Raw genomic sequence first — 12,612 nt, forward strand, 5'->3', positions numbered from 1 at the left:
GTGATTAGTTAGGCATTAAACGTACGTAACGTATAAATCCAGTGCCTTCTGTTTTACTTTTTACGCTTTCTGATGTTAGTACAAACTGGACATCTTTAGTGTAATATTCTTGATCCTCTACTGCCGACTCAAAACGGATGCTGTACCCTGCATTGATTTTAGAATCTTCAATCTCAATAACACTTATTGCGCGCTCTCCGCCAGAAATAGTTGCACCTGTAAAGGCATCAATTTCTGCTCTAACTTTGCCTTGAAACTTCCACCATTCTGTAATGTCATGATACCACTCTTCATCATCTCCTTGGACGTATAATGTTTTTTCATATGCTCCCTCTGGATTAATTAAAGAGATGGCTATATACGCCCCTTCTCCGCTATAATTGGTCATTTGTACCATACACTTATATTTGGAAGTTGTTGGTAATGCGGTAAAAGAGAACAGTACTAAACACAGGACTGCAAGGCTAACTATTAGTTTACTTTTTTTCATTTTATAAATTTATTTTAAAAAACTTAATGCCACTTTATTATGAATTAAAATTTCGTTTTCAGATGCTAAATCATAAGCTGTTTCTTCAAAACTTGTTGTCGCTTTTTTATCCGCACCAATAGATAATAAGTATCTTATAATAGTCGTGTTTGTTGCCTTCATAGCAGCCAAATGCAAAGGTGTATAACCTTCAGCATTAGCTGTATTTACATCCACTTCAAACTGGTTAATTTGCTTTAAAAAATCAACATTATTTTTATCTAAGGCTAAATGTAATAATGTGTTTCCGTTTTTCTGAGGTTTAGTAAACTCAAAATTGGCTTGTTCTAACACTTGTAATTTAGCGGTAAAGTCTTTTTCCGTTCTTGGACTAAAAGCGTTGATTAAATAATATGCTAAATTATTTCCGTTAGCATCCACCAACGTTGTACTAGCCTTTTTAGATAATAGTAGTTTAACCACGTCTGTTGTGTTATTTTGTACTGCTAACATTAAAGCAGATTGCCCTTTTTTATTAGTATAATCAATAGTATCCACATGTTTTAAAAGCGCTGCAACAACCTCAATACTATTATTACTTACTGCGTTTAAAAATGGTGTATTTCCGTTTTTGTCTGCTGCATTTACAGCAATACCTTTTTTAATAAAATAATTAATAACTTCTAAATCTTGACTTCTGGAAGCGACATTATGTAACGGTGTAATATTATCTGCTGTTTTAGTATTTGGCTTTAAACCAATACTTTCTAAATAATTGTAAACCTCTAATCCGTTAGTTTTACCTCTAGTACCTTGGCTGGCAAATATAAATGCCTGATCGGTACCTTTTTTACCTTCTTTGATTAGTCCTTTAAGCAACTCTAAATTACCTGTTTTAGCGACGTAGTTAAAAATTCCGTTTCCGTTATTATCAACACTTTTATCGCTTAAACCTTTGTAAATAAAGTAACCTGTTAATCTAATATCATTAGGTGCTGCTAGCAATAACGCGTTAGCACCATCATGATTAACATCATTTTTTAAATCTGCTCCATTTGCAATACAAACGTCATACACCTTAGTGTTAGTCTGTCCTGCGTTTGCTGCAAAATTTAAAGCAGTTAAACCGTGATCATCTAAAATATCTGTCTTGGCACCTTTGCTAATAAAATACTCCATTATTTTATCGTTACCAGCGTACGCTGCCCAAAAAATATAAGTACGTCCATCGTGCGTTAATTTGTTAACATCATTCCCTTTTAAAGACACCAGATACTCTAACACCTCATTTGGTGCCTGCTGTAAAATAGCGTAGACAACAGGATCAAAATTGTTATCATTTAACTCCGTTGGATTATTACCTGCATCTACTTGTGCCTTAACAGCATCAATAGTTACGGTAGGATTCCAAAACCCTCTATTTAAAAACACATTGTCTTGCGCACTTACTGTTATGCTTACAAGTAGTAAACTTATTGCTATTATTTTTTTCATATTAATTATATCTGTTTTTTAATAAAACGTTCAATTATTGGATCTATTTGCTCTGAAGTCGAGTAATTTTCGTCATCAAATAAATATTTGAATAATACTTTATTATCCACTTTTGCTTCTAACGCTAAATCTTGGTGTCTTGCAAAAACAGACGCCCACTTAGTACGGACTTTAGCCCACTTTTCTTGCCCTTCTTTCCACCAGTCTTGTGCTGCTTGACACTTACTATCGTCTACCTTTACATAAGTATTATAGCCTTTTTCTTTGGCTAAAACCACATCTTCTTTTCCTGCTTCTCTAATAATTTTCTCATTGTCTTGATCATGTACCCAACCATAATCCATAGTTTGATGCCTGTTACCTCTTAAGGTAATATTATAATCGCTTCTTTTAGTGTATTCGCGTCTTGGTAATGGTGCTGTTGTAGTGTTTTCCCAAAAGCTTTTTCCATCTACATGTACCCATGTTGCAGACCCTTCGTAACGTGGACTATCATCCACCTGATATACTTTTTGTGTCCATTGGTTTTTTACGTCGTCTTTAGATTTTGAAACATACGTCCATTGGTTATCGCCATTAAACATATAAAAATCTGTGTTTTCAAACAACCAGTCTTGTCTCCAATGCTTTACAATATATGGCGACTCAGGAGTACCTACTTGTAATAAATGCTGAATTACAATTTTATCGTCACTATCCTCAACCAATTGTGCCCACTCCAAACCTTTATCCACTTTAGTTTCTGATGGCTTGTATAAAGAGTCCTGGCTATAGTTAAAAGTCTCTGTAAAGTTAAAAGTTACCTCATAACACCCACACATGTTTTTAATGGCGTTTTGATCTAGTTTTTTCTTGTCTTGCGCATGTAGTGCTATAGAAAATGCTAAAAGTAATACTGGTAAAACTGCTAATTGTTTCATTTTTAATGGTTTGTTTTTTTTATTAAAAAAATGTTGTTCTTATTTAGACTGAATTAAAATAAGATATATATTTGCAGCAAATTTAATCAAGAATGATTCTAAATAAAAACTATTTAACGATTTATTTTTCTTTTTTTTTAGTCGGAATAACTTTCGCTCAAAAAAACAAAACGGTTGTTAAAGATTCCACAATAGTCGAAACACTAGACGAAGTTGTTATTACTGGTCAGTATAATCCACAATCGATAAAAAAATCTGTGCATAACGTGATCGTTATAGACCGAAAAAAGATTGATCAACAAGCTGCTAATAATTTAGCAGACTTACTAAATTTTAACCTTAATTTAAACATTATTCCTAGTGCCCAAACGGGACGTTCTACTATTTCATTTTTTGGCTTAGACTCGCAATACTTTAATATTTTAGTGGATAACATCCCTTTAGTCAGTGATAATGGCGTGGGGAACAACATAGATTTAACGCAAATAAATTTAGACGATATAGAGCGTATCGAAATCGTCGAAGGTGCAGTAGGTGTAGACTATGGTGCCAATGCAGTCTCTGGTGTTATTAATATCATTACCAAAAAATCTATTGCCCATGACTGGGAAATCCAAGCCTTTGTACAAGAAGAAACAGTAAGTGATGAATATACCTGGTTTGACCAAGGACGCCACATACAAGCATTTAATATTGGTCATAAAATAAACGGAAAATGGTCCGCTAAATTAGGTTTTAACCGTAATCAATTTGCAGGGTTTTACAACCAACGCGAAGGGCAAAACCATTATACAAATGATGGATTACGGGGTTATGATTGGTTACCAAAAACCCAATTAACCTCTAAAGCCAATCTTAATTACTCTGGCACTAACTTTAAATTGTTTTATAAGTTCGAATATTTTAATGAAGACTTAAACTATTACGATGCTGCCGTAAGAGCAAATATAGATACACAGTCACAAACCAGTAATCCCTCTGCAACAGATAGAATATACACTACTAATAGGTTTGTAAATAACTTAAGTTTAAGCGGTAGTTTAACTTCTGGAGCTAATTATAATGCGTCGTTTTCCTACCAAACACAAAAACGAGATTTAAACGAATTTAACTACTATATCTTAACCAAAGAAAAGTCTAATCAGACCGATGAAACCTACCAATCAAGTGATGTGTTTTTCTCTAAAGGAACCATTAATAATTTATCAAAAAGCGATACGTTTAACTATCAATTGGGTTACGAAACTAGATTTATAAAAGGATTTGACACACAGGCATCCGGAGAAGTCACACAACAAGATAAAACACAACAACAGAATAATTATGCTGTGTTTATGTCTTCAGAATATAAACTATCTAATAAACTATCACTGCGTCCTGGAGTACGATATGAGTACAACTCAAAATTTAAATCGCAAGTATTAGGATCATTTAGCGCTAGATATTTACTAAACAAAGGGTACGAGCTAAGAGCAAGTATCGGATCGTCTTACCGTACTCCAAATTTTGAAGAGTTGTACTACTATTTTGTAGACTCTAACCACGATGTAAGAGGAAACCAAGACTTAACTCCAGAACAAGGGTTTTCTACTTTTTTAAATCTAAAAAAACGAAGTTGGTTTGGCGAGACTTCTATGACCAACAATCTAAAATTAAGTTATATCAACTTAACAGATAAAATTGAATTAGCTGTAGCCAATACAACCCCCTTACAATACCAATATATAAATATTGATGCGTATCGTTTAATTGGATTTACATCCGAAAACACCATAAAACAAGATAATTGGACTTTTAATTTAGGTGCAACACTACAAGGTGTCTCTAGAATTATGAACACTGAGGTTAATGCAGAAAACGACTTTTTATACGCCTTACAGCTTAATACAAGCGCTACATATTTAGTTAAAGATTGGGACACTGCGTTTACTGTACTTTTAAAACATAACGGAAAACAACAAAACTACATTGCCGAAGGTAGCGATACTGAAGGTCGCACACTATTTAAAAAATATACCACTGATGCATACAGTTGGATGGATGCCTCAATAAAAAAGTCCTTTTTAAACAACAAACTACAAGCTACAATTGGAGGAAGAAACTTGCTAGACATTACGACTGTTGCTACTAATGGCAACACGACAACTGGCACCCACAGCACAAACAACAGTAGCCTTTTACTAGGTTACGGAAGATCATATTACCTAAAACTATTATATAATTTAAATTTTTAAACAACAATACCATGAAAAACAAACTATTTACTTTAGCCCTTTGCATGACTGCATTAGTTTTTACTAACTGTAGTAGCGATGACGATAATACACCATCACAACCAATAAGCGTTGTCATTGAAGGTGCTTCGGTAGCGCCAACAGTTGGTGGACCAAACCAACAAAATCAAGTGTATGTAGACTTAAGTACAAACACAACTACAAGTGTACAACGTGATACTTGGGATTTAGGATTTTATTCTGGATCTGATTTTAAAGTCGTTATTAATGGATCGCTTTATATGGCAGCCGCACAATTAACAGAAACTAATATTGATGCTATAAGCAGTACTAGTCAAGAAGTACAAGATTTACAACCACAAGTAGCGGTTGGTACTTTTGATGCTTCAAACATGGCTTATGTTGATGCTCCAAATGGCGATATAGCAACTACAGCTATTGCTGAAATTTCGGCTACAGCCTCTAATAACAAAGTCTACCTAGTTAATTTAGGAGATACTATTGGAACTGATACACCTGCAACTGGAAGTGTAGATATTTCTGACGATAGTAGAGGTTGGAAAAAAATAAGAGTCCTACAAAATGCAGGGAGTTATGTATTACAATATGCAGATTTAGACGCTACAACACACCAAGAAGTAACCATCTCTAAAAATGATAATTACAACTTTACTTTTTTTAGTTTTGATGCTAATAGCACTGTGAGTGTAGAGCCAACAAAAACCGAATGGGACTTGAATTTTACTGTATTTACTAACGAGATTTCTGGTTATGGATCATATGGTTATTCTGATTATGTAGTAAATAACGTCAAGCAAAATGCATTAGCGTATATGATTGATACGGATGTGGATACTGCATTAAGCTATGAAAACTTTATGCTATCGGATGTTGTCAATTCTAACTTTGCAACAGACCAACGTAATATTGGAAGCAGTTGGAGAAACGGTGGTGGACCAGGAAGTTTACCATCTTTAAAAGACAATGTTTTTTATGTTGTTAATGATACAGACGGAAACTTATATAAATTAAAGTTTTTAGCATTAACCAATAATGATGGAGTACGTGGTTACCCAGAATTTGTATATAGTTTACTACAATAAACCCACTATAAAACACATAAAAAAGCCTTAACATTAGATGTTAAGGCTTTTTTTTATAATTGTACTATTCCATATACTGGTTAGTGTAATTACTGCTAATTATTCCTTTTAAATTATAAATAACTAAGTGTATAAACAAGTCTTCTTCAGTATATAATTCGAATAAATTAGTGGACTTAAACAATAAATTGTCCACTCTAAAAAAGTAAATTTTTACTACCAATTCTATATTGACATCTGCTTTAATATTGCCTTCAGCTTTAGCTCGGGTTAGAAGTTCAAACACTGTTTTATTAGACAGGTCTTCTATAAAACCATCAAACAACTGGCTAGCTTTTGGGTAATATTTCTCTAATCCAAATAAAAAAGAGGGCTTAAAGTATTTTAAATACTCAAACCCTCTACGGTAAATTAATATAACACACAAAATAGGATCTTTACCATTGCTATTAACAATCCCATTTATATCCTCTCTAAACTCATTTAATAAACCTTCAAGACTAGCAGTTACTAGATCTTCTTTGTTTTTAAAAAAAGAATAGATTGTTTTTTTTGATATCCCAAGCGAACCTGCTAACTCATCTAACGTCACATGTTTACTACCACATTGCGTAAACATAGTAATAGCATGTTTTAGCAACTCCGCTTTGGTTATCATTGTTTTCTATTTTATCTCCATCCACCACCAAGTGCTTCGTATAAATCGACGATAGACACTAGTTGTTGTAATTTACTATCAATAATATTCAGCTCTGCACTTAAGACACTTTGTCTTGCAGTTAACAGGTCTAAATACGTTGCGTAACCATTTTTAAGTAGCTCTTCAGAGTTTGCTTCTGCAGTACGTAATGCTTCCACTTCATTTTCTCTAAATTGAAATTTCTTAGTTTCAGATTCATATGAAAATAACGCATTTGACACTTCACTTCCTGCAATTAATAACGTCTTTTTAAACTGAAGCAATGCCTGTTCTTGTTGTGCAATTGCAACTTCCTTTTGTGTTTTTAAAGCACGTTTATTAAATAATGGTTGCGTTAATCCGCCCACTATATTTGCAAAAATTGAGTTTGCATTAAATAATTTATCTATTTCTAAACTTTGTAATCCACCTGAAGCTGTTAATTTTAAAGAAGGATATAAATTACTTTTAGCAACATTTGTTAACTCAAAAGATTGAATCAAATTATACTCTGCAGACATCACATCTGGTCGGTTACTTAATAGTGTTGCAGGAACACCTAGTTTAAGGTTTTCTTCAATTTTCTGAATATCTAAATTACTTCTCTCAAAATCTTGTGCCGATTTACCAAGTAAGATACTTAGCATGTTTTCTGTTTTAAAAATCGCAGTTTCAATATCCACTTGCAACGCTTGTGCACTATTGTATTGCGCCACATTTTGATCTACAGCAACTTGTGTTACTTGTCCCGCTTCTTTTAAAGCTTTAATAGTTTCTACACTTGTTTTTCTAGTCGCAATAGTTTGTTTAGTTACTTCTAATTGTGCATCTAAAGCTAATAAGTTGTAATACGTATTTGCAATGCTTGAAATCAATTGCGTTTTAACCGCTTGATGCCCTGCTACACTTTGTAAATAAGCCGCTTGGGTTGCTCTTTTATTACTACGTATTTTACCCCAAATATCTGCTTCCCAAGATAAATTTGCAGTAACGTCAAATTGATCTGTAGACGTGTCCGTTAAAAACGCACCAAATTGTGTGTTTTTAGACAACTCTTGATGTGTCCAATTAGTCCCAACACTTACAGATGGTAAGTATCCTGCTTTACCTTGCTTTGCATAAGCTTGGGCAGCTACCATTTGTTGTATTGCAATACGCACATCCATGTTGTTTTGTAAACCTTCCTCTATGTACTGTTGTAAATATTGGTCTGTAAATAAAGTTTTCCAAGACACATCTGCAATAGACACGCTATCAGTTGGTAAATTATCTGTTCTGTAAAGCGCATCGCTTACTGGCAGCTCTGGTCTTACATAATCTTGTGCAACAAAACAACTTTGTAATGTTAGCGCAACGACTAATATTAGTGCTCCCCTACTAAAATTTCTATGTTTTATATTAACTTTCATTGTTCTTATTCTTGAATAGTTTGTACTGCTGGTTTACTAGAAACTTTTTCTTGTAACCACTGAAATAATATAAATAGGACAGGGATTACAAAGACCCCTAAAATGGTTCCGATTAACATACCTCCTACAGCTCCTGTACCAATAGAGTTGTTTCCTTCAGACCCTACACCTTTTGCAAGTACTAATGGCATCAATCCTAAAATAAAGGCGAAAGACGTCATTAAAATTGGACGTAAACGTGATTTTGCACCATCAATTGCTGCATCTACAATACTTTCTCCTTGTTTACGTCTGGCTAATGCAAACTCTACAATAAGAATCGCATTCTTGGCGAGCAGACCAATAAGCATTATCAGGGCAATTTGGAAGTAAATGTTGTTTTCTAAGCCAAAAAGATAAGTACTGATATATGCTCCAAAGACACCAAATGGCAATGATAATATTACTGCAAATGGTAGTAAGTAACTTTCATATTGTGCACTTAATAAGAAATACACAAACAAGATACTTAAAGCAAAAATAAAGGTGGTTTGGTTACCTGCACTAACTTCCTCTCTAGTTAAACCAGAATAAGCTACGGTGTAATTACTTGGTAGTTTAGCAACTTCCTCTTCAATAACTCTAATCGCATCCCCTGTACTGTATCCATCATTGGTTGCACCTGATATACTTGTCGAGTTAAATAAGTTGAAACGCGTAACCGATTGTGGTCCATACACACGTTTTAAGTTTACAAACTGTGTAATTGGTGACATTTCTCCAGAATCTGTTCTAACAAACATGCTATTTAAAGCATCTACATCTGCTCTGTCATCTGGCAATGCTTGAATGTATACTCTAAATTGTTTACCAAATTTAGAGAAATCCGAAGCATAAACCCCTCCAATATACCCTTGTAATGTTGAAAATATACTATTAATTGGCACCCCTTTTTCTTTAGCTAAAGGCACATTAATTTCCATTTCGTATTGTGGGTAGTTAGTACTAAAAGAAGATTGCGCATATTTAATTTCTGGATGACTCATTAACGCCATAGAGAAATCTTTATTTGCTTGATCTAAATCTGTAAACTCGCCACCAAACTTATCTAATAGATTAACTTCAAAACCTGCCGAGTTACCAAAACCACGGATACTTGGAGGTGAGAAGAAAATAATTTTAGCTTCTGGCATTGTTGCTACCACACCAAATAATTTTCCTGTAATAGCTTGTACAGACGTTGAAGGATCTTCACGATCACCCCAATCTGCTAATTTTATTATCCCAAAACCATAATTACTACCTGCACCACTAATTAAACTACGTCCTTTAATAAAGTTTACTGCGACAATACCATCAATACCATTGATTTTCTCGTATAAATCTCTTGACACAGCATCAGTTCTATCTAAAGACGCACCAGCTGGCAACTCGATGTTTGCGAAAATGATTCCTCTATCTTCATTAGGTACAAACCCTGTAGGTGTGTTTTGTGATGCCCAGAAAATTCCAACAATAGCTAATCCTAATAACACCACTGACACCCATTTTCTTTTGTATAAAAAGTGAAGTGATTGACCATAACGTTGTATTGTTGCATTAAATCCACGGTTAAATAATCTATAAAATCGTTTTAATGGACTTTTACCTTTTAACTCTTCGTCGTCCTTATGCGATTTTAATAATAAAGCACATAATGCAGGACTCAAGGTTAAGGCATTTACTGCCGAAATAAGAATGGCAATAATTAATGTTACCCCAAACTGTTCGTAAAAGACACCCGTTGGCCCGGTTATAAACGTTACCGGAATAAATACCGCTGCCATTACTAAAGTAATAGAAATGATGGCTCCTGATATTTCATTCATAGCGGTTATTGTCGCTGTTTTAGGATCTTTCTCTCCTTCATCCATTTTAGCATGGACTGCTTCCACAACTACAATCGCATCATCCACTACAATACCAATAGCGAGGACTAATGCAAATAGCGTTAATAAGTTAATAGAATATCCAAATACGTTCAAGAAAAAGAACGTACCAATAATAGATACTGGCACTGCAATAGCCGGAATTAATGTTGAACGGAAATCTTGTAAAAAGATAAACACTACTAAAAACACTAATAAAAAGGCTTCCATTAACGTACTAATTACCTTCTCGATAGATGCATTTAAAAACAAACTTGTATCATAAGGTACAAATACATCCAATCCTTCTGGCAGGTCTTTTTTAACACCTTCTAAAGTTGTTTTAATGTTTTCAATAATTTCTCTTGCATTAGATCCTTTAGTCTGGAAAATACCCATAAATACGGCAGGATGACCTTTACTCATCGCGTTAGACGCATAAGATTGCGCATCCAACTCGATAGTAGCTACATCACTTAAACGTAAAAACTGTCCGTTACCTAAAGCTTTTATAACAATATCTTCATACTGTTTTTGTTCTTTAAAACGCCCACTATACGTTAATGTATAAGAAAATGATTCTCCGTTATTTTGTCCTAAAGATCCCGCTGCTGCTTCTAAGTTTTGTTCTGCTAACGCTGCAGAAATATCTGAAGGTATTAATTTATAGGCTGCTAATTTCTCAGGCTTTAACCAAATACGCATAGCATAATCTTGTTGTGAGAATACACTAACATCACCAACACCACTAATACGTTGCATTGCAGGAATTACGTTAATTTTTAAGTAATTCTGAATATATGTAGCATCATAATTCTCGTTCTCCGAGTACATTGAAATAAACATCAAGGCACTTGTTTCTTGCTTTTGAGTGGTTACACCCGTTTGAAGTACTTCTTGTGGAAGTAATGAACTTGCTCTAGACACACGGTTTTGCACGTTTACGGCTGCAATATCCGCATCCATCTCTTGATTAAAGTATACTGTGATTTCTGCTGTTCCTGTATTTGACGCAGTAGAAGTAATGTATGTCATCCCTTCTACACCGTTAATTTGCTCCTCAATAGGGACAATTACACTTTCTAATACCGTTTCTGCATTGGCACCAGGGTACGATGCAGTTACCTTAATAGTTGGCGGTGCAATATCTGGATATTCCTCTATAGGTAAGCTTGTTATACTAATAACCCCTAGTATGACTATGATAATAGAGATTACTGTTGAAAGCACTGGTCTTTCAATAAATGTTTTTAACATGACTAATATATTTGTTAGTTACTAGTTTTTAAATAATACGGCTACTGGCTTAATCGCTTCCTCAAAAGATGTTTCTTGTGGCGCAATTGCCATTCCAGCTTTTAATTTACCAACACCAGATACGATAATCTTATCCTTTAAGTCTACTCCAGACTCAACCACATATAAATTATCAATTGTTGCTTTTATTTTTACTATTGAAGTCACAACCTTATTATCCTCTCCAACTTTAAATACCATCACATTTCCTTGTTGCTCATATGTTGATTGCTGAGGGATAACGATTGCATTCTCATATACTGATGGAATTTGGATTGTACCACTATTTCCATTAGTTAACAATTGGTTTGGGTTATCAAATACAGCTCTTAAACTTACTGTACCCGTATTTTTATTAACCTGACCTGTACTTGTTTCGATTTTACCTTTTTCGGAATAAGTGCTTCCGTTTGCTAAAACCAAATTGATATCAGCATAATTAGCTAATTTCTCTTTTAAGTTTTTACCTTCTGCGTTTTGTAAGAAGTCTAAGTACTGAGATTCTGTTAAACTAAAAAACGCATACACCTTACTAATATCACTTACAGTAGTTAAAGGTGTTGGATCTGCAGGGCTAACTAAAGCACCTTCTCTATAATTAATAGCACCAACGTAACCATCTACTTGACTTCTAATTGTACCATAACCAATACTTGCAGAGACACTACTATAATTAGCTTTTGCTTGTGCTAAATTAGCTTTAGCAGTTTCTAACTGTACCCCACTAATAATATTTTTTTGCACTAATGGAATTAATTTATCAACCTCTACTTGTGCTACATTAACACGTGCCTTTGCTGCTCCAGCATCTTGATTTAAAGACTGTGTTTCTAATTTAAATAACACTTGACCTTTACGTACTTTTTGACCTTCGTCAACCATTACTTTTTGAATGTAACCAGATACTTTAGCTCTAACATCACTGTTAACTATACCTTCTAAATTTGTTGGATACGCCTTAAAACCTGTTACGGTTTTAGTTTGTACTTCTGTTACAGGAAAAGGTGAAGCTGGCGCTTGAGCTGCTGCTGGAGCCTCTTGCTTTTTACCACAACTTAAAATGACTAAAAAAGCACTTAATGCTAGTAACGTTACTATTTTATTATGTTTCATTTTTTACTT

The 12,612-nt window shown here is 34.2% G+C and carries 9 protein-coding genes; 2 read left to right on the forward strand and 7 right to left on the reverse strand.

The window, feature by feature from the left end:
- Positions 1-4: 4 nt before the first annotated feature.
- Genes BMZ09_RS01350 through BMZ09_RS01360 form a run of 3 tightly spaced genes read right to left on the reverse strand, consistent with a single transcriptional unit; the run spans position 5 to position 2,883 of the window.
- Complete coding sequence (locus tag BMZ09_RS01350) at positions 5-490, reverse strand: DUF2271 domain-containing protein (protein ID WP_090836807.1); 486 nt, start codon at positions 488-490, stop codon at positions 5-7.
- 9 nt (positions 491-499) lie between these two features.
- A complete protein-coding gene (locus BMZ09_RS01355) occupies positions 500-1,963 on the reverse strand; it encodes an ankyrin repeat domain-containing protein (protein WP_090836809.1) in 1,464 nt (487 codons plus the stop codon).
- 5 nt (positions 1,964-1,968) lie between these two features.
- Positions 1,969-2,883: a DUF6607 family protein gene (locus tag BMZ09_RS01360; protein ID WP_090836810.1), complete on the reverse strand. Its 915-nt coding sequence runs from the start codon at positions 2,881-2,883 to the stop codon at positions 1,969-1,971.
- A gap of 92 nt (positions 2,884-2,975) precedes the next feature.
- On the opposite strand from BMZ09_RS01360, the gene BMZ09_RS01365 reads away from it, so the two are divergent.
- On the forward strand, positions 2,976-5,117 hold the full coding sequence (locus BMZ09_RS01365) for a TonB-dependent receptor plug domain-containing protein (RefSeq protein ID WP_090836812.1): 2,142 nt from the start codon (positions 2,976-2,978) through the stop codon (positions 5,115-5,117).
- An 11-nt stretch (positions 5,118-5,128) separates the two neighbouring features.
- The gene (locus tag BMZ09_RS01370) at positions 5,129-6,220 is read left to right on the forward strand and encodes an HmuY family protein (RefSeq protein ID WP_090836814.1); all 1,092 of its coding nucleotides are present in this window, start codon (positions 5,129-5,131) and stop codon (positions 6,218-6,220) included.
- Between the two features lie 64 nt (positions 6,221-6,284).
- Here the strand turns inward: BMZ09_RS01370 and BMZ09_RS01375 are convergent, their stop codons facing one another.
- From BMZ09_RS01375 to BMZ09_RS01390, 4 genes are read right to left on the reverse strand one after another with little or no spacing between them, the layout of a single operon-like run.
- Complete coding sequence (locus BMZ09_RS01375; protein ID WP_090836816.1) at positions 6,285-6,878, reverse strand: TetR/AcrR family transcriptional regulator; 594 nt, start codon at positions 6,876-6,878, stop codon at positions 6,285-6,287.
- Between the two features lie 11 nt (positions 6,879-6,889).
- On the reverse strand, positions 6,890-8,308 hold the full coding sequence (locus tag BMZ09_RS01380) for an efflux transporter outer membrane subunit (protein WP_090836818.1): 1,419 nt from the start codon (positions 8,306-8,308) through the stop codon (positions 6,890-6,892).
- 5 nt (positions 8,309-8,313) lie between these two features.
- On the reverse strand, positions 8,314-11,451 hold the full coding sequence (locus BMZ09_RS01385) for an efflux RND transporter permease subunit (RefSeq protein ID WP_090836820.1): 3,138 nt from the start codon (positions 11,449-11,451) through the stop codon (positions 8,314-8,316).
- Positions 11,452-11,472: 21 nt separating this feature from the next.
- Positions 11,473-12,603 carry an efflux RND transporter periplasmic adaptor subunit gene (locus BMZ09_RS01390; protein ID WP_090836822.1) on the reverse strand — a complete coding sequence of 377 codons (1,131 nt, stop codon included), beginning with the start codon at positions 12,601-12,603 and terminating at the stop codon, positions 11,473-11,475.
- Positions 12,604-12,612: the final 9 nt, after the last annotated feature.

Origin of the sequence: Olleya namhaensis (genome assembly GCF_900114005.1) — a bacterium.
Classification (GTDB): Bacteria; Bacteroidota; Bacteroidia; order Flavobacteriales; family Flavobacteriaceae; genus Olleya; species Olleya namhaensis.

Bases quoted from the DNA above. Each gene is read 5' to 3' on its own strand.
- BMZ09_RS01350 (WP_090836807.1), bottom strand. From the start codon at position 490: ATGAAAAAAAGTAAACTAATAGTTAGCCTTGCAGTCCTGTGTTTAGTA.
- BMZ09_RS01355 (WP_090836809.1), bottom strand. From the start codon at position 1,963: ATGAAAAAAATAATAGCAATAAGTTTACTACTTGTAAGCATAACAGTA.
- BMZ09_RS01360 (WP_090836810.1), bottom strand. From the start codon at position 2,883: ATGAAACAATTAGCAGTTTTACCAGTATTACTTTTAGCATTTTCTATA.
- BMZ09_RS01365 (WP_090836812.1), top strand. From the start codon at position 2,976: ATGATTCTAAATAAAAACTATTTAACGATTTATTTTTCTTTTTTTTTA.
- BMZ09_RS01370 (WP_090836814.1), top strand. From the start codon at position 5,129: ATGAAAAACAAACTATTTACTTTAGCCCTTTGCATGACTGCATTAGTT.
- BMZ09_RS01375 (WP_090836816.1), bottom strand. From the start codon at position 6,878: ATGATAACCAAAGCGGAGTTGCTAAAACATGCTATTACTATGTTTACG.
- BMZ09_RS01380 (WP_090836818.1), bottom strand. From the start codon at position 8,308: ATGAAAGTTAATATAAAACATAGAAATTTTAGTAGGGGAGCACTAATA.
- BMZ09_RS01385 (WP_090836820.1), bottom strand. From the start codon at position 11,451: ATGTTAAAAACATTTATTGAAAGACCAGTGCTTTCAACAGTAATCTCT.
- BMZ09_RS01390 (WP_090836822.1), bottom strand. From the start codon at position 12,603: ATGAAACATAATAAAATAGTAACGTTACTAGCATTAAGTGCTTTTTTA.